This window comes from uncultured Psychrobacter sp., assembly GCF_947500265.1.
In the GTDB taxonomy this organism is placed as follows: domain Bacteria; phylum Pseudomonadota; class Gammaproteobacteria; order Pseudomonadales; family Moraxellaceae; genus Psychrobacter.
This window is the reverse complement of the sequence record NZ_CANMRN010000002.1, coordinates 198179-221285: the sequence shown is the minus strand read 5'-3', so window position 1 is coordinate 221285 and position 23107 is coordinate 198179. Positions and strand designations below refer to the sequence as shown.

Below are 23107 nucleotides of genomic sequence, written 5' to 3'. Positions count from 1 at the left end.
ATTTCAACGTATAAATACGACTGAAATACGCCATTCGTGTTAATTTACTAAACCTGCATTGGTCTTTTAAACCACTGTGCCCCAATGGCCTTGCAATTCTTGCGCCAGTCGATAAGCTTCATGGTCATTCATACCTGTAATAAAATCCAAAATATTTAAGACATTATGATAGATATCGTCAGACAAGATGCGGCGATGTTCGTCAAGATGAGGCTGTAGTAATCTTAACAGACGTTGCTGCTCAAAAGACATCGGCGGCTGCATAGTAGCAGATTGAGACCCTGTCCAAGCGAGTGGCATAAAGGCATTCAATAGGCTATGTAAGCACTGATTGGCCATCAGCTCCATTCTTACTTTGCTCGGATGGTTAAATATTTTTTCGCGTGCCAGCTGCTTAGCTTGATTGATACCATTCTGCACACTGGTATCGCAATGGGCAAATAGGCTGCCTTGCAGCGTTCCAGTTAGCAATGCATCACTATTGGCTACAAAAGCATCGGTGACGGTATTGACCAAACGCATCATGGCTCGTGCCCGCAGGGAGGCTAGGCTTTGTCTGACAGACATATGCGCTGGCAAGTTTACGCTGCTTGGACGTTCACCAATCAGCTCATAAAATATCGTAGCCACTTCGCTATAGGTTAGCATATTCAGATTGATGCCATCTTCTAAATCGATTAGCGCATAACAGATGTCATCTGCTGCTTCTAGCAGGTAAGCCAATGGATGGCGCGCAAAGCCATCGTGTTGCTCTGAGCGTGGTAAGTGCAAACATGCCGCTAACTCTTCTAGTTGAGACGCTTCGCTATAAAAGCAGCCAAATTTCTGCACATTATAATGGTTGTTATTGACATCGTTGCTGTGAGTCGCCAACCACGGATATTTCATAAAGGCGCCCAGCGTGGCACAGGTGAGCCGCATACCACCCTTGTCAGGATGATGCTCATTACGTGCCAATAGGCGAAACCCTTGAGCATTACCCTCGTATGCCAGTAAGTCTAATCGCTCGTTGCTGCTTAAATTTTGCAAAATCGCTTGCGGTTCAGGCTGCCTAAACCAATCACGAATCGCATACTCTCCAGCGTGGCCAAAAGGTGGATTGCCAATGTCATGAGCGAGACAAGCCGCTTGTACAATCACGCCGACATCTGCTGGTGAGACTCCTGCTGGTAGGCCGCTACCTAATGCGTCATGAATTTTTTCGGCGGCCATCATTCCCAAAGAGCGACCAATAGAAGACACTTCTAGCGAGTGAGTCAGGCGCGTATGAATACCAAGCTGATTGGTCAATGGATGGACTTGGGTTTTCTGATTTAACTGGCGAAAAGAGTGAGAAAATACCAGTCTGTCATAGTCTTTATGAAACTGAGAGCGAGTACTGGTATTGGCGTTAAATTTTTTGAAAGCACCAAGACGCTGTGAGTTGAGGAGATGTGACCATTGTGCGGTAGGGGACGACGAAGAGGTTGGAGTACTTAGCATATTAAACATCCGGAACCAAGGGAGCCTCTAGCATAGCAAAATAGAGCCCTTGGTACAGCTGTATAGTCAGAGAACTACTAAACGGCTACGATGTTACCCTCCTTAGAGGTACTATTTGTATAATCTGCAGTCGGCTGCCTTGTACCCGTTTTAGACTTATTTGACTAGAGTTAATGCCCTATAAATCGGATGCAGTGCCAGTTTCGCTTAGCCTACTACTGGTAGTAACTTCACTCGCTTTGCTTGTATCCAAATTATATTGAATCGACTATATTAAGACTTTTGACAGTTAAAAATTACGTCTTCTTTGTCGATAGCTACATCGCTGTCCAGTGTCTTATTGAGCAATGTGGCCTTGTCTCCATTTACTTGCCATATGATGCCGTGGGTATCGTCTAATCCAATATCGCTGGTATAGATGCCCTTATCAGCATCAGTTTCACTATTAGCAGTAGCTGTCAAATCGTATTCGATACCATCGATGAGCAAATGCGCTGTCTGCGGTGTACTGTCGCTATGATAAGAAACGCCGATAGTAGCAGCAGGCTCACAAGAGAAAGGAGTGCTGCTGCTGGCATGAGCTGCATGATCGTGACCTGCGTGCGCATGTTCTTCGTGGCTATGACTCTCATGATCGTGTCCTTCATGATTAGGCCCTTCATGATTAAGCCCTTCATGATCGTGTTCCATATCACTATGTTCTTCGTGGCCGTGATCTTCATGCTCTTTATCGTCATGCATCTCATGACCTTGTTCATGCTTGGCATGATTATCTATTGGCGCTTTTTCAGATACCACTGCATCGGTATCGCTGTTTGGCTGACAGCCCAATAGAGAGCCTGCCATCACACTACCTAATATAGTAATACCTGCAAGTTTAGAAAAAGAAAAATAATTAGTCACAGTTATAAATCCTTAAATAAGCAAAATAAAGATATGTTATAATATAACATTTAATATATAAAATAAAGCCGATGATGGAGAAGATCCAACATCGGCTAATTAACTTTAGACAAGCTATACTATTTAAAGTTACACGTTAAATCTAAAGTGCATCACGTCGCCATCTTGTACGATGTAAGTTTTACCTTCTAGACGCGATTTACCGGCAGCAGCAGCGCCTTTCTCACCGTTATATTCGATAAAGTCATCATACGCAATGACTTCAGCGCGAATGAAACCACGCTCAAAATCAGTATGAATCACGCCAGCTGCTTGCGGCGCTGTCGCACCAATAGCGACAGTCCAAGCACGTACTTCTTTTACGCCAGCGGTAAAGTAAGTCTGCATATCAAGTAAATCATAGCCACCGCGAATGACTTGATCAAGACCAGCTTCTTCCATGTCCATTTCAGCTAGGAAGTCTTTTTTATCGTCTTCATCAAGCTGAGCGATTTCAGATTCGATCTGGTTGCATAGGGCGATGACGATAGAGTCTTCACCAGTGGCATAATCACGAACAGCGTCAAGGTATGGGTTGTTTTCAAAACCATCTTCAGAAACGTTAGCGATATACATGGTTGGCTTTAGCGTGATTAGACCATAGCTTCTGATCAGTTTTTTCTCATCAGCATCTAGGTTAGCTGCACGAGCCGCTTTGCCTTCTGCTAGCAATGGTTCAACTTTTTTGAACACATCAAGCAATGCTTGCGCGTCCTTATCACCACCTTTAGCCTTTTTGGTTTGGTTGTGGATTGCGCGCTCAACAGCTTCTAAATCTGCAAGTGCCAGTTCAGTGTTGATGGTTTCGATGTCATCAATCGGACTAACGCGACCATCAACATGGACGACGTTATCATCATCAAAACAGCGCACGACGTGAGCAATCGCATCAGTCTCACGAATATTAGCTAGGAACTGGTTGCCCATGCCTTCGCCTTTTGACGCGCCTGCGACCAAACCTGCGATATCAACAAACTCCATGGTCGTTGGTAGAACGCGTTCAGGATTGACGATATCAGCCAGTTGCTTTAGGCGTGGGTCTGGTACTGGCACGATACCCGTGTTGGGATCTTTGGTACAAAATGGAAAGTTTTCAGCGGCGATACCCGCTTTGGTCAACGCATTAAACAAGGTGGATTTACCCACGTTTGGTAGGCCGACGATGCCGCAATTAAAACCCATAACATTCTCTCAATGTATTAATAAAATCAGTTGGTATAAAGTTTGGTTAAATGATAAATCAAAATTGGGCACATTGTAGCAAATTTACCTGAATAGGGGTGAGGTTGTTACGGTATATGCTCAGGTTTTTACCCAATGACAATATGCATCTTTACGATAAAAGCAGGTCATATTAGAGGCTTAAAAATGAATAAGGCGAATCAATACGAGTGACACATAGTTTATGTGAGCTGATAAATCCTATTTTTTAATATGGTAAACTGTCACGTATAGATAAGGACTCAAAGTTGACGTAAATTCAGCACCTATATTCTGCTAGGTTTAGCAAATCATACTTATTCTAAAGCTATAAACAGTCAGACATACGCTGATAATATCGCCAAAATAAAAATGTAAGGCAATTTTAGATAATGACAACCTCGATTTTTGACACACGCCACTATAAATACCCACAGAACTTCCTTGAGATGAAGCCTAAACTGACTCGACTTGAGCAGGCTATTAAAAAGTTAGAAGCAAATTTAATCGATACTGCTGAGCCGAAAAACCTCAAGTTATTAAAGCAAAGGCTAGATAGTGGTTTGGAGTTAAAGGTCGATTATGCCAGTGAGTTAAATTCCGATCAGCTAATGGCCGCGACTACGATCGAGGGCAAAGTATTGGTCATTGCTGGAGCTGGTTCGGGCAAGACTAAAACGCTCACCTATCGGACCAGTTATCTATTGGAAAATGGGGTGTCGCCTAAAGAAATTTTGCTACTGACCTTTACGCGTAAAGCCGCAAATGAAATAAAGGAACGAGCGAAATCTTTGCTGGCAAGCAGTCTTTCAAATCAAGAACTATCAGATGAAGAGCTGGCTGAGGATAAGCTGCCAACCGATAGGGCATTGAATAGCATCACTAGTGGTACTTTTCACTCTTTTTGTAATATGTTGCTACGACAATATTCAGGGCTGCTCGGTATCAATCCGCGATTTACGATTCTGGATACTGGCGATAGTGAGGATGCTATCGACTTGGTGCATAAAGAAAAAAAGTATCCTAATCAGACCAAGTCACAAGCCTTTCCGCGCAAAAAAACGCTGCAAAATATCATATCGACGTCTAGAAATAGACGTATACAAATTCGCGACTTAATCGAAAGTAACTACCCAGATATTGCCGTGCACATTCCTATCATCGAGCAGCTGGCAGTTGACTTCCATGAGTATAAACGCGCCAATCACTTATATGATTTTGATGACATAATTAGCCAAGTCGTACGTCATTTAAAAACCAATGACACTTTTCGACAGCTACTGCAAAGCCAGTATCGTTACATTATGGTTGATGAGTATCAAGACACTAATATTCCGCAAAAGCAGCTAATCGACTTAATATGTGAGCCTGAGTCGGTATCGCTGATGGTAGTCGGTGACGACAATCAAAGTATTTACGCGTTTCGCGGTGCCAATTATGAAAACATTCTGCTGTTCGGTGAGACTTATCCTCATGCCAAACTTATTAAGCTTGAGCAAAATTATCGCAGCTCGCCATCCGTTTTAAACTATATCAATGCGTTGTCCGCGCAAATCACGCTAGGCTATCAAAAGCAGCTGCATTCTGATGCGCCGATAGAAGGACACAAGCCAGTATTTCGACGACTCAGTGATGAGCCAAAAGAAGCGGGCTATATCACTGATAAGATTGTCGCGCTAAAGTCAGAGTATGATTACAACGACTTTGCGGTATTATGCCGTACATCATTTCAGTCCAATTACGTACAGCTAGAGTTTATGGCGCGCAACATTCCCTTTATCGTGGTGGGCGGTATCAAGTTCATTGAAAGACGTCATATCAAAGACGTATTGGCCTTTGTCAAAATACTCTATAACCCAAATGACACGATTGCTTGGTATCGTATTTTAACTTTGTTCAAAGGGGTGGGTGCAGTGACGGCGACGCGCTTAACCCAAGCCATTACTGCTGACAATAATGCATTTGAATCCTTACTGGCAGCGCCATTTTCGAAAAAAAGTGATCAGCTAGAGCCTCTATATCATGCGCTTACCAAGGCACAGCAAGCTGAATCGGTCGAGACAGCCATTGAACATATTCTTGAGTTTTATATTCCAGTGTTAAAGCTGATTGAAGAAAATTGGCGTGAGCGTACCGAAGATTTTCGGGTGCTAAAGAACTTAGCGACAGAGCACACAAGCCTTGATAGCTTTTTAGAAAATCTCGCTTTGGACCCACCTAATGATTCGGTTGCTGTCATGGGTAATCTGGATAATGGACAAGACAGTAGCAATGACAAAGTTACTATCTCGACTATTCATAGTGCTAAGGGACTTGAGTGGCCAGTAGTGTTTATTAACTCATTGGTAGATGGCATCACGCCGCATCATCGTTCTTTAGATGACTTTGAAGCATTAGAAGAAGAGCGTAAGCTGTTTTATGTTGCCTGTAGTCGTGCGAAGACGCAGTTATATCTGACAGCACCAAATTACTTTTCTAGTTATTCTGGATATTTTGATAAGCCGTCACGTTTTATCGCTGAGCTATCTGCGGATGAGGTCACGGTTGAAACGACAAGGCGAACCATGATAGAAGACGATGATCCCATTTGGTGGTAATATTCTATGTTTAGTTGATTATCCAATCAATTAAACATAAGCTAATAAAACCGTTCAGTAATATAGATAAGTGAGCTTTCGAATACTTGAACTTTTTATAACCAAGAACATTAGATAACTTATCGTTATTTTCACTAAAATTGTTGCTAGATTATTGCTCAAGGCCAGTATTATTCCTATCAAAAATACCTTCTCAAAAACCCCATAACCAAAAGTATGTGACGCGAAAATATTTCTCAGATAAGGGTTTCAAATTTATCCTAATGCGTTACTATTACCACCTAATTCTGTTAGACCCTTATATTTGATACTCTGTATTAACACCCTAAGAAAAGGATAGGTTATGCGCTACGAAGTTATCGTTATCGGTGCAGGTATGGTTGGCACGTCAATCGCGTGGCATCTACAAAAAAATAACTCAAATGTATTATTGTTAGACAAAAAGTTGCCAGGGTCAGAGACCTCATACGGCAATGCAGGATTGATTCAGCGCGAAGCCATTCATACACATCCTTTTCCTCGTCAGCTGACAGAAATGATCAGAGTGTTGCCAAACCAAGGTACCGATATTCGCTATCGTATTCCGGCAATTCTACGTTATCACCAAGCCCTGCTTCAGTACTGGAAATACTCTACGCCTGCTTCAGTCAAAAAAATCGAATCAGAGTGGCAGACGTTGATTGAGCATTGTACTAGTGAGCACCAAACCATGATTAGCGCTTCTGGTGCTGATGAGCTCATTACTCGTGATGGTTGGTTGCAATTGCATCGCTCGGAAGAAACGTTCAAAGAAGCGCAAGTATCAGCCATCGACGCGCGTAACCAAGGTGTTGAGCATAACGTACTAAACCTTGAAGAGCTCAAAGCAATGGAGCCTAGTGCCAATTTTGAAGGTTTCGTTGGCGCAATTCATTGGAAAAACTCTTGGCAAGTATCAAACCCAAGCTCGCTAGTAAAAGCATACGCAAAAAACTTCCAAGATATGCAGGGTACGATCAAAGAAAGCGATGTGAAAGAAATCGTTCAAGATGGCGAAGGCTGGAAAGTTATCACGGATAACGATACCTACTATAGTGACAAATTGGTTATCGCAGCAGGCCCATGGTCTAATGATTTGATCAGACCCCTTGGCTATAACTTGCCACTATTCCCAATGCGCGGCTATCATCAGCATTTCAAAGTGACAGAAAAGAACACCATCAATCATAGTATGTTTGATATGGACAAAGGCTTTGTGATGGGGCCGATGCAGCAGGGTATCCGTATCACCACTGGTGCTGAGATGACCACGATGAATGCGCCAAAGAACTTTGGTCAGTTAAAAACCGTATTGAAGCTTGCTAAAAAAATCTTGCCATTAGAAGATGCAGTTGAGAGTGAAGCATGGGCAGGCTCACGTCCTTGTATGCCTGATATGAAGCCAGTCATCGGTCCTGCTGACAAGCATGACAAACTATGGTTCGCATTTGGTCACAGCCATCAAGGCTTTACCTTAGGTCCAATGACAGGGCGTCTGGTTGAAGAGATGATTCACGATAAGCCTACATTGGTCGATCTTGCACCATTTAGTGCCCAGCGTTTTTCTAACTAAGCGCGTATCTGATATATAGTGGATTGACTATAGTTAGCACAGAATTAAATTAATAAATAAAAGGTATAGACATGATTAAGAAGCTACACAGCAATCAACGTATGAGCAAAACCGTAATCCATAACCAAACTATCTATTTGTGTGGTCAGGTAGGTAATGCAGAAGACGATATCAAAGCGCAAACATTGACTTGTCTAGAAAAAATTCAAACGTTGCTAGAAGAAGTTGGTAGCGACAAATCAAAGCTACTATCAGTCACGGTTTGGATCAAAGACATGGCTGATTTTGCTGCTATGAATGAAGTCTATGACCAGTGGTTTGAAGGTATTCAGCCACCGGCTCGCGCTTGTGGTGAGTCAGCATTGGCACGTCCTGAGCTATTGGTTGAGATGATCGCCATCGCTGCTGAGTAATAGACGGCTCGCAGTACTTGTAGTATCGGTATTAAATAGAAATAGAAAAGGCCATGATAATGATATCGTGGCCTTTTTTATGCTTGGCAATACGCCAGTTTAATTATTGAAAAAGGGCGTGCTAGCTTTCTAGATAAAGCCTACGCTGTATGACGTCATCTAAAAAATACAATGATTAGTGTCATAGGTACTAGCACCCTTTCCATACCGCTTGGCGCTTCTCAATAAATGCATCAATCCCTTCACCCACATCGTCTGCCATCATATTGTATGTCATTACTTCACTGGCATAGTCATAAGCATCTTCGATGTTCATACCCAGCTGCTTATAAAACATATCTTTGCCAGTTTTTACTGCCACCGGAGACTTGGTAGTAATCGCCGTTATCAATGATTGTAGTGTTTGATTTAGTTGCTCTGCTGGTGCGACTCGATTGATCAATCCATATTGCAAGGCAGTATGCGCATCGATGAACTCACCTGTGATTAGCATCTCAAACGCTTGCTTACGAGGTAGGTTACGGCTGACAGCAACGGCAGGCGTGGAGCAGAACAGTCCAACATTTATCCCAGAGGTGGCAAATTTTGCATTATCAGCGGCAACGGCCAAGTCACAAGCGGCGACCAGCTGACATCCTGCAGCGGTAGCAATCCCTTGTACTTTTGCAATGACGACTTGTGGCATACAGTTGATAGTAAGCATCATTTTGCTACATTGCTGGAATAGCGCACGATGAAATGCTGCATCTGTGTGTGCGCGCATTTGTTTTAGATTATGACCAGCACAGAACGCCTTGCCTGTCGCTTGAATAACCACGACTCTGATTGTATTGTCTTGAGCGATACTGTCTAGCTCTGCTTGCATAGCAGACAGCACTTCAACGGATAATGCATTAAATTGCTTGGGTTGGTTTAAGGTGAGCGTGACGACGCCACTGTCTTTATTGTCTTCTCTAATAATCAGAAGGTCGTCTAGGTCTAGAGTGGTGCCTAATTGAGTCATTTATCATCCTTGATAATGGGTGGTTTGATTTGGCAAAGGCTGCTATTTATAAAGTTATATAAATCGTTGTAAATAGTAGCATGGCTCATATTCTATACAATAAGTGACTGACATAGAAAGCTCACGAAAAAAATAGCGCACTCAGATGATGAGTACGCTATTGGTTTTTCAGTCAGATATAAGCTAAATCTATACTAGGTTAAATTTATACTAAGCTGTATTTATACTGAACCTAGTATGCGCCTTCGCTATAGATAAGCTCGTAGCTGTGGCTATAAATCTCAACGATGTTGCCGAACGGGTCTTCCATATAAATCATGCGGTAAGGTTTTTCGCCAGGGTAGTAGTAGCGTGGTTTTTCCATACGCTTTTTACCACCTGCGGCAACCATACGCTCAGCCAGATCTTCAACATTTGGATCTTGAACGCAGAAGTGAAAGATACCTGTTTTCCAATATTCAAAGTTGTTTTCAGGGTTCTCTTGATTTTTGAATTCAAAAATCTCAACACCGATACGGTCACCAGTAGATAGGTGAGCGATACGGAAGCTGCCCCAACCTGCACCGAATACTTCAGTACACATCTCACCAATCGGGCTGTCATCTTCGACAATCTCAGTTGGTTCCATGATGGTGTACCAACCCATCACTTCAGTATAAAATTTTACGGCGGCATCTAAGTCAGGGACTGACAGACCGATGTGCGAAAAGCTTCTTGGATAAACATTGTTCATAGCTTGTGCTCCTGTTTGCTGTATTCTTGTTTAACGTGAGGCCAGTATACAAATGCACCTTCATTATGTAAAATTATCAAATATTATATAAATAAGTATGAAACGTAATGATAAATATTACATGGCTACGAACTTTCTGTACGCTTGCCGAAGTTGGGCACTTCACCCGCACAGCTGAACGTCTATATATGACGCAGTCCGGTGTGAGCCAACACATAAGTAAGTTAGAGGAGCAACTAGATACAGACTTGTTGATTCGACAAGGAAAGCAGTTTTCATTGACCAATGCAGGTGAGCAGCTTTATAAAGAAGCAGGCGAGATATTGCAGCGATTATCAAATTTAGAACAGCGCATCGGTGAAGATCCGCCTTATGAAGGATTGGTGCGTTTGATGTCACCAGGTAGTGTGGGACTTAAACTATATCCGCAGCTTTTGTCTTTACAGCAGCAGCACCCAAAACTAGTCATTGATTATCGTTTTGCTCCAAATTCTGATATTGAGCGGGCACTGGCAAATCACGAGATTGATATTGGCTTTATGACGGATATCTCAGACGATGAAACAGTTAGCTGCAGGCCTATGGCACAAGAAGCATTGATACTAGTAACCCCTGCGGCTACAGTAGAGCCTAGCTGGGAGCAGCTTATCGAGCTTGGGTTTATCGATCATCCAGATGGAGCCCATCATGCAGGCATGCTACTGACTGCTAATTATGAGCAATTCCAGCATATCAATGATTTTGAGAAAAAGGGCTTTTCGAATCAGATAGGGTTAATCTTAGAGCCCGTCAGCAGAGGAATAGGTTTTACTGTCTTGCCAGCACATGCAGTGGCTGCTTATCCAAAGCCTGATCTGATTAGCAGTCATCATTTACCAGTTGCCGTTAGCGAAACGCTATATCTGGCAGTCAGAAGACAGCAGGCACTTTCTAACAGAATGCATACGGTCATTGATGAAGTAAAAAAATGGCTATAGGTATGTTGAGAATGATAAATGCACAGCTAATGAAGGGTTAATCGAAAGTTCAATAGCTGTGCGTTTAACAAAAGATGTTCATTGATAGATTGCGACTATAAAAGATTGCGTCTATTTTAAAGTCTGACCAAGTTTGATACTTGCAGCGATATTAGCAGCAGTAGTCTCAATATTGTTATAAGCAGAGCCTAACACGTTATCAATCGTGTCTACTTTTTGGATACTCGGCATGACCACATCGAACTGGCTGGTCTGAGCAGGTTTTAGCCCATCGACGCTGCCGCAGATAGCGATAACAGGTGTACGGCTGGCGTTAGCGATTTGGCTGATACCGCCTGCCACTTTACCCATGGCTGTTTGTGCATCTAGTTTGCCTTCGCCAGTGATGACAAGATCAGCCTCTGCGATATGCTGTGACAGGTGAGCCACTTCGGCCACCGTATCAAAGCCTGACTTCAGCTGAGCTTGAAAGAATGTCATCATCGCATAGCCAAGACCGCCAGCAGCGCCAGCGCCTTCAGCGTATTGACAGTCTTCATAGCCATGCTGTCCACATATGGTCGCAAAGTGACTGAGTGCCTTGTCCAAAGTATTGACCTGCTCTGGGCAAGCGCCTTTTTGTGGCCCAAATACTGCGCTTGCACCCAGCAGACCGCATAATGGATTGGTCACATCACAAGCAACTTCAAATACCGTGTCTGATATCTTTGCATGCAGGCTAGTGTTATCGAGCTTATGTAAGCTAGCAAGTGCGCCACCACCATGAGTGAGCAGGCTATCATTAATATCATGAAATGTTATGCCTAGCGCCATTAGCATACCAAGTCCTGCATCGTTGGTCGCGCTACCACCTAGACCAATAACGATACGCTTAGCACCTTCTTCTAACGCATCTTCGATCAGCTCCCCAACACCATAGCTACTCGCAATAACAGGATTACGCTCATCAGCTGTCAGTAGGTGCAATCCGCAGGCTTGGGCCACTTCGATAACAGCAGTCGCATTAGGCAATAACAGATACTTTGCCGTAATCGGTCTCATCAATGGGTCATGTACTCTGACTTCTTTCCAGCGCCCGCCTAATACATAAGACAATACCGCTGAGGTGCCTTCACCACCATCGGCCATTGGCAACAGCTTATAGTCAGCATCTGGAAACACTTGACTAAAACCAGATTGAATTGCGTGGCACACGTCCAGCGCTTCTAAACTTTCTTTAAACGAGTCAGGAGCGATCAAAATTTTCATACGGCTCTCTTTGAATATTTTAATGACACAATCATTGCGATAGTGTTATGTTTTAAAACGTTTACTTAGTAATAATCAAATAAACGTGTGTATAAATACCCAAGTTCATGAACTAGATAAACACTAGGGTCAACAACCAAATAAATACGATGCTAGTCACACCTTGGATACCAGTGGCCATTGAATGAGCTTTGTACGCTTGTGCCACGCTCATACGACTAAACTGGCTAACAATCCAAAAGAAGCTGTCATTGGCATGTGAGATGGTCATGGCACCGGCACCGATTGCCATCACGCAGAAGACGCGGCCAAGCTCGCTGTCTAGGCCAATCTGGCTCAATAGTGGGGCAACCATAGCAGAAGTAGTAACCAATGCGACTGTGGTTGAGCCTTGTGCTGTTTTTAGCGCAGCAGAAACGATAAATGGCATGAAAATACCTAAACCCAAAGCAGATAGCGTCGAACCTAAGTAATCACCGATCGGCGTCACTTTCAGCATGGCACCAAACGCGCCACCAGCACCAGTGATCAATAGGATAGGGGCTGCCACTACTAAGCCTTGCGAGATACTATCACTGATTTCTTGCGTTTTTTGGCTTGATTTAATCAAGAAAAACGATAAGAACAAACCGATAAGTAACGCAGTCAATGGATTACCAATGAATATCAAAATTTCAGCTACCATGCTACTGCCAAACGGCGCACTTGGGAAATTAGCAACCGAAGACAGGCAGATTAATATGATAGGAACGATGATTGGTAAAAACGCCATTGTTGCTGAAGGCAAGTGATTATAATCATCACGAGTTTTCATTCCTTCAGGCATTGCGGCTGTAGGAGCGTCTGCCGCATTGATATTGTCAGGAGTGGCGTTAAGAAAGCGATTAGACCACCACCACCCAGCCAGTACCGCAACTGCTGTCACGACCACACCGACCATAATGACCAAGCCTAAGTTTGACTCTAGACCTAAGTTGCCTGCCGCTGCAATTGGGCCTGGCGTAGGCGGGACAAAGGTGTGGGTAGCGTATAGACCAGTGGCCAAGGCAATGCTCATCGCGACACTTGATACATGTAAGCGCTCAGCTAAAGACTCTTTTAGAGAGTTCAAGATAATATAGCCAGAGTCACAAAATACAGGGATCGAAACGACCGCACCGACGATAGACATGGTCAAAGTAGGGAAGCGTGGCCCCAATACTTTAATAACGGACTCCGCCATTACAATAGCAGCACCCGTTTTTTCAAGGATTAAGCCAATAATCGTACCAAATACAATCACAAGACCGATATAGCCCAAGATACCACCGAAACCATCAGAGATCGTTTTTGCGACAGTATTAAGCGGTACTTGATAAAATAGCGCGACCAAAAAAGCAGAGAGAATCAACACTAAAAAGGGATGCCACTTTAGTTTTGCGGTAGCGAAAATAATAAAAAGAATGGTCAGCACAAGCCAAAATACAATCATCACTGTCTCAATATGGTTTATATCTTAATTGATTACCAATGCAATACAGCCAATTATATCGAGATTAAACACGGTATATCGCGTGCTAAGTCTACTCTGTGTAGTACTTTCACAGGCTTTTACCATGTCTACATTTAAACGATATCGAACCAACTATCTGCATCACTAACGATACGAAATTTTAAAGGGGCATATTTTATAGCAAATAGACGCCGCTAGGAAATAGATTCGTTAAATAGTTGGCGCTGTTGACAAAAAATCGAGAGATACTTAATTTTGAAATGACGGAAGTTAGTAAGAAAACGTCGAAGAATCTAATGGAAATACTTGTATAACTAGCAATTGCTAATACTTCAAACCAAAAAACTGGCCATTTATAATGACCAGTTTTTGTCTAAACAATGTTTACCTACCTGAGTAATAATTATTTTTAGGATAGGTATTCTAAGAAGCACCCTTATTGACAGTTAGGCAATCTTATCAAAGAAAGCTTTGTTATTGGTAGCAGTTGCAGTATCAAAGCTGACGTAAATGCCCTGATCATCCAACGTGGCATACCAATGATCATCATTGCCACTGGTCAGTAGCTGAAAGTATTTGTCATTGACTATTCTGCCAACTGTATACACCTCACCTTCGGAGTAGTATGCATTACCTTGAGTACAGATAAGCTTGTCATTGGTATGGATGTTATTATTTTCTTTCATGTTCTTGCGCCCTATTAGTACATTAGATAGCAGTAGATTATCAATTCTGCTAATAGTAATAAAGATGATTATATAGGCAGTATCTTGTTGTTTGGTATAGCGTTTTTGAGGTAGTTGTTGCAATTAGTTACTACAACATTGCATAGCTAACACCGCTATCATAGCAATAGATTTTTTGAGAATCCTAAGCTGTTTAGGAATATATAAAATCCTTATTTATCGAGATAAAGAGGTGTAAGTTAGCGATATAGATTGTCTAAATACATAAACTCTAATGTCAAAAATGACACACGTAAAAAAGCCAGCAACCTAAGTTGCTGGCTTTTTGCAGACTGAGTCTAACTACATAGAAGATTACTCTTCAGAATAGTCTTCTTCAGCAGCTTCTTCGTCAGCTGAATCTTCGTTGTTACCATCTTCAGAAAGAATAGTAACTAAGATGCTAGCAGTAACGTCATGGTGTAGCTGAATATCAACATTGTATTCGCCAACTTGACGTAGAGTGCCTTCAGGTAGCTTGATTTCAGCACGGTCTACTTCTAGACCTGAGTTAGTCAATGCTTCAGCGATATCGCGAGTACCGATAGAGCCGAATAGCTTGCCTTCGTCACCTGATTTAGCACGCATGATAACATTAACGTCAGTCAATGCATCAGCACGCTCTTGAGCAACAGCGATCTCTTTTGCTTCTTCAGCTTCAAGTTCAGCACGACGTGCTTCGAACTTTTCAATGTTAGCTTTAGTAGCAGGTAGCGCTTTGCCCTGAGGGATAAGAAAGTTACGTCCGTAACCTGGTTTTACATCGACAGTTTCACCGAGTTTACCAAGGTTGACGATACGCTGTAACAAAATAATTTGCATGAGTCATTCCTAGTTAGCGGTTAACCTTGATGGTTATCAGTGTATGGAAGTAGCGATAAGTAACGAGCTTGCTTGATAGCAGTCGCTAATTGACGCTGATATTTAGTAGATGTACCAGTAATACGGCTTGGTACGATTTTACCATTATCACTAATGTACTGTTTTAGCAATTCAACATCTTTATAGTCGATGTGAGTGATGCCTTCAGCAGTGAAACGGCAGAATTTGCGACGGCGATAGAAACGTGCCATGAGTATTCTCCTTTAATTAGTCTTCACTGTTGTCGTTGTCGTCATTATCGTTTTCACGATTATCTGGACGACGAGTAGTTGCTTTGCGTGCGCGTTTTTCATCGGCATTCTTGGCTAACTGCGACTCTTCAGTGACAGCTTCGTCACGGCGCATAACTAGACTACGAATGATCGCGTCGTTATAACGGAATAATTCTTCAAGTTCAGCTAAAGTTTCACCGTCAGTTTCAATGTTGAAAAGAACGTAATGAGCTTTGTGAATCTTGTTGATTGGATAAGCCAGTTGACGACGGCCCCAATCTTCTAGACGATGGATAACACCGTTGTTGTCTTGAACTAACTTGATGTAGCGCTCAACCATGCCGACCACTTGATCGCTTTGGTCTGGGTGTACAAGTAACACCAGTTCGTAATGTCGCATTATGACTCCTTACGGATTAGTAGCTATTAACCCTATGTTAATAGCAAGGAGATTTATAAGGTAAGCCCAATTCTAATCATATTTTATAGAAAACAATCAAGAATAAGCTTAGTTTATAAAGCGCCGTATTATAACAGTACTCGGCAACTAACACAAAGGTTAATCACTAAGCTACTGTCAATAAAATATAAAAAGAGGCTAAATAAGCTTTGATAAATAAAAAAGCCGCGATAGTACGCAGCTTTTTTAAGTATAACGAGCTATAAAACCAATAACCAAATCAAAATACCGTTATTCAGGTTTTGATTTTTTTACCAACTGGCTACTGTCTGCTTTGACCACTAAGGTTTTGGCAAGTTTGTCATGCCAACCAATATTTTCAGGGCTTTTCGATGCCATGTAATAGTGAATAGCAATAATCACAAAACCTAAAAAGCTCGTGAATGAGAATAGCAAATTATAAATAATAAATAGCAGCAATGTACGCATGCCGATGAGCTTGATAAAAGAAGGCAGACGATGCGTGGTTTGATCCACGACGCGAATACCTGTAATCAGCTTGCCTAGCGATTGACCGCGCATGGTAATAAATACCAATTGTAAAGCAAATAGACCAAAGACCATCACTTGTGACATCATTAATGTGCTACTAGGAAGGCTTTCCATCAGCGTCATTGAATATTGATAGGCGGCGTCCATATCTTGAATGTTTTGGAACTTGGTGTAATCCACATCCATCTTAGTCAATGCCATTACTAATGGCAGTATGGCCAATATATAAAGCAAGCCATTCAATGCAGTCGCCAATACGCGTGACATGATTGGCGCAAGTACCACGTTGCCGACGACTTTGTCATTGTCTGCAACAGCCTTTTTGAGAGTAGACTTGTTTAATGAGACATTGTTGTGCGGCGTTTGATGACGATTGGTCGTCATGTCGGCTTTCACGTTTTTAGGACGTTCAGGCTTGCCATATAGTCTGTCTAACGATACTGACTTATCATCTTTCGCTTTATTGGTATCTTCAGGGAAGACGGTCACGTTATTGATGATAGAGTCGTTTACTTCAGGCGTGTTAGCACTGGTCGGGCGATAAACCGTTTGGTTATTAGTAAGATCACCTACGCGCTGCCACTGAGCTAAGCCTTCATGCCACATCAGATCATCAAGCAATACTTCACCAGATGCCAGCATGATATTCAGCTGCTCCAATTGATATGGGCCAGCTTGTACGTTATTTCGAGCAAGGAAAATCTGCATAATTGCCTGCATAGTTAGTCATGTCTTAGAACATTATATTAGGGTCTATTTGAAAAAATCAAATAGACCCTAATAGTGGTATCTTTAATGACTGTGTGAATGACCGCTGTGACTAAACGTAGCGGTTTACTTCGCTTCTTCACCAGCTAAGAAGAACCAAGTATCTAGTACTGAGTCAGGGTTCAATGACACTGAGCTGATACCTTGCTCCATTAGCCAGAACGCTAGATCTGGATGGTCTGATGGGCCTTGACCACAGATGCCGACGTATTTGTTTTGCTTACGGCAAGCTTCGATAGCCATAGACAATAGTTTCTTAACAGCAGGATCACGCTCATCAAATAGATGAGAGACGATACCTGAGTCACGGTCAAGCCCAAGCGTTAACTGAGTCAAATCGTTAGAACCGATTGAGAAACCATCGAAATGCTCTAGGAACTCTTCTGCCAATAGGGCGTTGGTTGGTAGCTCACACATCATGATGACGCGTAGACCATTTTCGCCACGTTTTAGACCATTTTTCTCAAGTAACTCGATGACTTCTTTGGCTTCGCCGACAGTACGTACGAATGGAATCATGATCTCAACGTTGGTCAAGCCCATGTCATCACGTACACGTTTTAGTGCTTTACACTCAAGCTCAAAACAGTCACGGAAGTTATCAGACACATAACGGCTAGCACCGCGGAAACCAAGCATTGGGTTCTCTTCTGATGGTTCGTATAACTTACCACCAAGCAGGTTAGCGTATTCGTTTGATTTAAAATCTGACATACGAACGATCACTGGCTGATCCATAAAGGCAACAGCTAGCGTTGAGATACCTTCGACCAATTTATCAACATAAAAGTCAACAGGTGAGGCATAGCCTGCGATACGCTCTTGGATTGCTTGCGCAATTTCACGTGGCAAGCTGTTCATGTTTAGCAAAGCTTTTGGATGGACACCAATCATACGGTTGATGATGAACTCTAGACGTGCAAGACCGATACCTTCGTTTGGCATTTGGGTAAATGAGAACGCGCGATCTGGGTTACCAACGTTCATCATAACTTTGAATGCTAGCTCTGGCATAGACTCAACAGAGTTGGTCTGTACTTCAAAGTCGATTTGGCTTTCATAAATGAAACCAGTGTCACCTTCAGCACAAGAAGCAGTTACGTCTTGACCATCAACCAATAGCTCAGTTGCGTTACCACAACCAACGATAGCTGGCACACCTAGCTCACGCGCGATAATAGCAGCGTGACAGGTACGACCACCGCGGTTAGTGATGATAGCAGAGGCGCGCTTCATAACTGGTTCCCAATCCGGATCAGTCATGTCTGATACAAGTACGTCGCCTTCTTCTACTTTGTCCATCTCGTTTAGGTTGCTAACGATACGCACTTTACCTGAACCAATACGCTGACCGATTGAACGACCTTCACACAATACTTTTGCGCCAGTCGTGTCGATGACATAACGTTCCATCACGTTGCTGTCTTGACGGCTCTTAACAGTCTCAGGACGTGCTTGAACGATAAAGATCTCGTTAGTATCGCCGTCTTTTGCCCATTCGATGTCCATCGCTTGGCCATAATGCTGTTCGATCGTTACCGCTTGCTTGGCAAGTGAGGTTAGCTCTTCAGTAGATAAAGAGAACTGCATGCGATCTTGTTTTTCAACATCAACGGTTTTAACTGATTTAGCGGTGCTGCCTTCATCACCATAAACCATTTTCTTATGCTTGCTACCTAGGTTACGACGAATAACTGACGGTTTGCCATTGGCTAGTAATTTTTTAGAGATATAGAACTCGTCTGGGTTAACTGCACCCTGTACAACCATTTCACCTAGGCCATAGCTTGACGTGATGAATACCACTTGATCAAAGCCACTTTCGGTATCTAGCGTGAACATAACACCAGCAGCACCAGTCTCTGAACGTACCATACGCTGTACGGCAGCAGATAGTGCAACACCTTCGTGCTCAAAACCTTTGTGTACACGGTAAGAGATTGCACGGTCGTTATATAGAGAGGCAAATACTTCTTTAATAGCAATTAGGACGTTATCAATACCGCGAATGTTCAAGAAGGTTTCTTGTTGACCAGCAAATGACGCATCTGGCAAATCTTCAGCAGTGGCAGAAGAACGGACAGCAACAGCGATGTCTTCGCCGCCGCTCATGGTTTCAAATGATTGACGTACTTCTTGCTCAAGATCTTTTGGCAGTTCTTGTTCAATAATCCAAGTACGAATCTTTTTACCAGTAGCCGCAAGCTTATTAACATCATTTACGTCTAGTGTCTTTAGCTCGCTGTTGATTTTGTCAAGCAAGCCGGTTTCAGTCAAAAAGCGGTTGAATGCATTTGAAGTGGTGGCAAAGCCGCCTGGAACACTAACGCCTAAATCAGAAAGATGGCTGATCATTTCGCCAAGCGAAGCGTTCTTACCACCAACCATTTCGATGTCGTCTTTTCCTAGCTGATCAAGATTGATTACAAGTGCTGTAGATTGCGCTGCCATGATAACTCCAGAAAATAAGGTTATTTAGTAAAGATTATAACGGTGAATTATACCGCCATATTAGGACAATTTCGAGGGTTTTCACCAAAAAACTTGTTAAAAATATACAAATTGTGGGGTTTGCTACATAAATTAGAGCAAGTCCGATCAAGTTTCTTATTTACTCAGACAAAAAATATCATCGTTAGTGACAATGTTATGCACTTTCAAAAGCCAAATAATGCATAAAATAGACGTATTCAAATAAGCCACATTCCAAGCATTTTCATAATTTATGTTTCAATCTTATGTATCTGTATAAAAAAAGCATAATAGAAGAAGCATAAAAAAACGCCTTAATGAGAGGCGGATTAGCTATGCCAACAAGATGAAAAACAATGTTGGTGCTAAGTGTACGCCTGTAACATTGATTTCTATTAATAGGCTAATATGCGTATAATGTAGCGCATAGATAGGTAATGCACATTGCATGTTAAATGTGCGGTATAGGTGCTGAAAAAGGCTCGTTTTAAGAAGGCAGTTATAAAACTTAGTTATACGAGTTATAAAGGCAACTATAAGAAGCCGAGTAAAATTCACGCTATTAATAGTCAATAACTGCTAAGCGTTTACCAAGTCTAAATTATTACTAAGATCTATACCAAAAACTAAATGAAGGTCACTATTGAGTTTTCAACCGAGGTGTCAACGATATGTACTCAAGTAATCCATCTGAACAAGTTAAGTCCACTATCCAAAATCGCCATGCGCTAAACTTGGACAGCTCACAAGCCATTAGAACAGCGTTTTTTATCTCAGATGGCACAGCGATTACAGCTGAGACACTTGGACGTGCTATTTTGAGTCAGTTTGCCTCAGTTCCTTTTGAGACAAGAGTATTGCCATACGTCGATAGCTTAGAGCGTGCTGAAGATGCGGTTGAACAAATCAATATGGCGTATCAGCGCGATGGTTCGTTGCCATTGGTTTTCGATACGATCGTCAATCCTGAAATTCGTGAAAAGATCAACTCAGCACACAGCTGTAATTTAGATATGTATGAAGGTCTGATTGGTCGTGTTGCAGAAGAGACTGGTGTGGAGCCAGATGGTCATTCAGGGCATGCACATGATGATGTCGATTCTGAAACTTATAAAGAGCGGATCGATGCAGTGCATTTTGCTTTAGACAATGATGATGGCGCGCGTACTCGTCACTATAATGCAGCCGATATTATTTTGGTGGGTGTGTCGCGCTCTGGCAAAACGCCAACTTCTTTATACTTAGCATTACAATTCGGTATTCGAGCGGCTAACTATCCTTTGACAGAAGATGATTTGTACGACAATCAGTTACCGAAAGCATTGCGTGAGCATAAAGACAAACTATTTGGCTTGCTCATTGATACCGATCGCCTGGTAAAAATCCGTCAAGAGCGCCGTGCAGGCAGTCGGTATTCTAGCTATCAGCAATGTCAGCAAGAGCAGCGCGCGATTCAAGGTATCTATATCACGCATGGTATTCCGAGCTTAGATGTATCAGAGATGTCTGTTGAAGAGATTGCCACACGTATTTTGCAGATGACAGGTCTCAAACGCCGTATTGGGTAATTAGAGGCTTTGGTAGTGGTTACTCCATGCCAATGTTGTAAAAACCACACTCACGGCTTATGGTGAGCTAAATTTCAATGGCTTGCCTAAACTTAAGAATATTAACTCGTACACAAATAGAATCAACAAATAAAGAGGACATCATGGTAAGTAAAAGTGCAAGCGACGAGACCAACGATACTGGTAAAGATATTCATACCGAAGTATCAAATAAATCTAGCGGACACGTGCCAAGCCCTGAACATACCGAAGGTAAGAACAAAAAAGAAAAGATAGAGCAGACTCATGAGCAAGTGACTGATGATGTTATGCATCATCCTGACTTAGTGAATCCGCTCGATGACACACGAATCGATATTAAGTCTGGCTTTACCAAAGACTCTCGTCGTCTAAAAAGTGACGACCATGAGTATGAGTATGATGCCGTTGTTTTAGGGGCGGGGCCTGCTGGTGAAGCCGCTGCTATGAAGCTGACCAAGTCTGGTAAAAGAGTGGTCGTCGTCGATCCACGTGATCAAGTAGGGGGTAACTCTACTCACGTCGGTACGATTCCAAGTAAAGCACTGCGCCAATCTGTATTTAACTTGATTAACTTCCGCCGCGATCCAATGTTTACTAAGGCGATGGAATATAAGCAAGTACCGCTAAATGAAGTACTGGCCAAGGCGCGTCAAGTTATCCGTCGTCAAGTCAGTACCCATACACGTTTTTATGAGCGCAACCGTATCGAAGTCATTCAAGGTTGGGCAAGTTTCATTGACGCACATACGCTACGTATTGAAGTCGATGAAAATGTTTATGAAACCATCACTTTCAATAAAGCTATCATTACTGTCGGTAGTCGTCCTTACCGTCCTGAGATTTTAGACTTTAACCATCCACGCGTTTTTGACTCTGACAAAATCTTGCAAATGGATTATGTGGTCAAAAAAATCATCATTTATGGTGCAGGGGTGATTGGTTGTGAGTACGCGTCTATCTTTACTGGTCTTGGCTACAAAGTTGATCTAATCAATAACCAAGATCAGTTGCTCAATTACTTAGACAGCGAAATCAGTGATGCCATCGCGCATGACTTTAGACAGTTCGGTGTGCTTATCCGTAGTAACGAAGAGATTGATCATCTTGAGACTCATGATGATTATGTGGTCTTGCACTTAAAGAGTGGTAAGCGCATCAAATCTGATGCCATTCTTTGGTCAAATGGTCGCTCAGGTAACACCGAAGGCTTGAACTTAGAAGCTATCGGGCTAAAAGCAAATGGTCGTGGTCAGCTAAAAGTAGATGACACTTACTGTACGGATGTCGACAATATCTATGCTGCGGGCGACGTAATCGGTTGGCCATCACTAGCCTCTGCTGCCTATGACCAAGGTCGCTGTGCGGCTGCATTTATGGTCGGTGATAGTGATGCCGAGCCAGTATCTAGCGTACCGACTGGTATCTATACGATTCCTGAAATCTCTTGTATCGGTAAGACAGAGCAAGAGCTAACAGATGAAAAAGTCCCATATGAAGTGGGTCAGGCGTTCTTTAAGCATTTGGCACGTGCACAAATCATTGGTGAACGTTCGGGCGTATTAAAGATATTGTTCCATCGTGATACGTTAGAAATTCTAGGTATCCATTGCTATGGTAACCACGCTTCAGAAATTATCCATATCGGTCAAGCAGTGATGAAGTGTAAGAGCAACAATACGCTTGAGTACTTTGTAAATACGACTTTCAACTATCCAACGATGGCAGAAGCATATCGCGTGGCGGCATTGAATGGTTTGAACCGAGTGTTTTAAAACAAGCTTATTCAAACAAGGTTATATCAATAAAAAAGCGCCTGCTACTATATTATT

19 protein-coding genes are annotated in these 23107 nt (G+C 42.5%); 6 read left to right on the top strand and 13 right to left on the bottom strand.

What is annotated here, in order from left to right:
• Positions 1 to 66: 66 nt before the first annotated feature.
• The 3 genes from Q0788_RS03500 to ychF all read right to left on the bottom strand — a co-directional run bounded on the left by Q0788_RS03500 (position 67) and on the right by ychF (position 3606).
• Positions 67 to 1482 carry a deoxyguanosinetriphosphate triphosphohydrolase gene (locus Q0788_RS03500; RefSeq protein ID WP_298807906.1) on the bottom strand — a complete coding sequence of 472 codons (1416 nt, stop codon included), beginning with the start codon at positions 1480 to 1482 and terminating at the stop codon, positions 67 to 69.
• 273 nt (positions 1483 to 1755) lie between these two features.
• Complete coding sequence (locus Q0788_RS03495; protein WP_298807903.1) at positions 1756 to 2385, bottom strand: hypothetical protein; 630 nt, start codon at positions 2383 to 2385, stop codon at positions 1756 to 1758.
• Positions 2386 to 2514: 129 nt separating this feature from the next.
• Complete coding sequence (ychF, locus tag Q0788_RS03490; protein ID WP_201547425.1) at positions 2515 to 3606, bottom strand: redox-regulated ATPase YchF; 1092 nt, start codon at positions 3604 to 3606, stop codon at positions 2515 to 2517.
• Positions 3607 to 4016: 410 nt separating this feature from the next.
• Here ychF and Q0788_RS03485 point away from each other — a divergent pair, with 410 nt between their 5' ends.
• The 3 genes from Q0788_RS03485 to Q0788_RS03475 all read left to right on the top strand — a co-directional run bounded on the left by Q0788_RS03485 (position 4017) and on the right by Q0788_RS03475 (position 8225).
• Entirely contained in the window at positions 4017 to 6221 is a 2205-nt protein-coding gene (locus tag Q0788_RS03485) for an ATP-dependent helicase (RefSeq protein WP_298807897.1), read from the top strand.
• 343 nt (positions 6222 to 6564) lie between these two features.
• Positions 6565 to 7812: an FAD-binding oxidoreductase gene (locus Q0788_RS03480; protein WP_298807894.1), complete on the top strand. Its 1248-nt coding sequence runs from the start codon at positions 6565 to 6567 to the stop codon at positions 7810 to 7812.
• A gap of 74 nt (positions 7813 to 7886) precedes the next feature.
• A complete protein-coding gene (locus Q0788_RS03475) occupies positions 7887 to 8225 on the top strand; it encodes a RidA family protein (protein ID WP_055124581.1) in 339 nt (112 codons plus the stop codon).
• 190 nt (positions 8226 to 8415) lie between these two features.
• On the opposite strand, the gene Q0788_RS03470 is transcribed toward Q0788_RS03475, so the two are convergent.
• Positions 8416 to 9228, bottom strand: coding sequence for an enoyl-CoA hydratase (locus tag Q0788_RS03470; protein WP_298807891.1), 813 nt, complete (start codon positions 9226 to 9228; stop codon positions 8416 to 8418).
• A gap of 232 nt (positions 9229 to 9460) precedes the next feature.
• Complete coding sequence (locus Q0788_RS03465) at positions 9461 to 9961, bottom strand: lactoylglutathione lyase family protein (protein WP_201566832.1); 501 nt, start codon at positions 9959 to 9961, stop codon at positions 9461 to 9463.
• A gap of 107 nt (positions 9962 to 10068) precedes the next feature.
• Here Q0788_RS03465 and Q0788_RS03460 point away from each other — a divergent pair, with 107 nt between their 5' ends.
• Positions 10069 to 10938, top strand: coding sequence for a LysR family transcriptional regulator (locus Q0788_RS03460; protein ID WP_298807886.1), 870 nt, complete (start codon positions 10069 to 10071; stop codon positions 10936 to 10938).
• A 111-nt stretch (positions 10939 to 11049) separates the two neighbouring features.
• Here Q0788_RS03460 and Q0788_RS03455 read toward each other — a convergent pair whose 3' ends face one another.
• The 8 genes from Q0788_RS03455 to ppsA all read right to left on the bottom strand — a co-directional run bounded on the left by Q0788_RS03455 (position 11050) and on the right by ppsA (position 19668).
• Positions 11050 to 12186 (bottom strand): glycerate kinase, encoded by a 1137-nt coding sequence (locus Q0788_RS03455; RefSeq protein WP_298807883.1) that lies wholly within the window; start codon positions 12184 to 12186, stop codon positions 11050 to 11052.
• 112 nt (positions 12187 to 12298) lie between these two features.
• Entirely contained in the window at positions 12299 to 13657 is a 1359-nt protein-coding gene (locus Q0788_RS03450) for a GntP family permease (protein WP_298807880.1), read from the bottom strand.
• A 467-nt stretch (positions 13658 to 14124) separates the two neighbouring features.
• Entirely contained in the window at positions 14125 to 14364 is a 240-nt protein-coding gene (locus Q0788_RS03445) for a hypothetical protein (protein ID WP_179798876.1), read from the bottom strand.
• A gap of 354 nt (positions 14365 to 14718) precedes the next feature.
• Positions 14719 to 15225 (bottom strand): 50S ribosomal protein L9, encoded by a 507-nt coding sequence (rplI, locus tag Q0788_RS03440; RefSeq protein ID WP_057759378.1) that lies wholly within the window; start codon positions 15223 to 15225, stop codon positions 14719 to 14721.
• A 20-nt stretch (positions 15226 to 15245) separates the two neighbouring features.
• On the bottom strand, positions 15246 to 15476 hold the full coding sequence (gene rpsR, locus Q0788_RS03435) for a 30S ribosomal protein S18 (protein WP_010198808.1): 231 nt from the start codon (positions 15474 to 15476) through the stop codon (positions 15246 to 15248).
• Between the two features lie 16 nt (positions 15477 to 15492).
• Entirely contained in the window at positions 15493 to 15897 is a 405-nt protein-coding gene (rpsF, locus tag Q0788_RS03430) for a 30S ribosomal protein S6 (RefSeq protein ID WP_101205443.1), read from the bottom strand.
• A 291-nt stretch (positions 15898 to 16188) separates the two neighbouring features.
• Positions 16189 to 17169: an RDD family protein gene (locus tag Q0788_RS03425; protein ID WP_298807875.1), complete on the bottom strand. Its 981-nt coding sequence runs from the start codon at positions 17167 to 17169 to the stop codon at positions 16189 to 16191.
• Positions 17170 to 17283: 114 nt separating this feature from the next.
• Positions 17284 to 19668 carry a phosphoenolpyruvate synthase gene (gene ppsA / locus Q0788_RS03420; RefSeq protein WP_102091300.1) on the bottom strand — a complete coding sequence of 795 codons (2385 nt, stop codon included), beginning with the start codon at positions 19666 to 19668 and terminating at the stop codon, positions 17284 to 17286.
• A 755-nt stretch (positions 19669 to 20423) separates the two neighbouring features.
• Between ppsA and Q0788_RS03415 the strand changes: the two genes are divergently transcribed.
• Together Q0788_RS03415 and sthA are read left to right on the top strand one after the other, a co-directional pair.
• Complete coding sequence (locus Q0788_RS03415) at positions 20424 to 21257, top strand: pyruvate, water dikinase regulatory protein (RefSeq protein WP_180952637.1); 834 nt, start codon at positions 20424 to 20426, stop codon at positions 21255 to 21257.
• Positions 21258 to 21400: 143 nt separating this feature from the next.
• Positions 21401 to 23050 carry a Si-specific NAD(P)(+) transhydrogenase gene (gene sthA / locus Q0788_RS03410; RefSeq protein WP_057759390.1) on the top strand — a complete coding sequence of 550 codons (1650 nt, stop codon included), beginning with the start codon at positions 21401 to 21403 and terminating at the stop codon, positions 23048 to 23050.
• Positions 23051 to 23107: the final 57 nt, after the last annotated feature.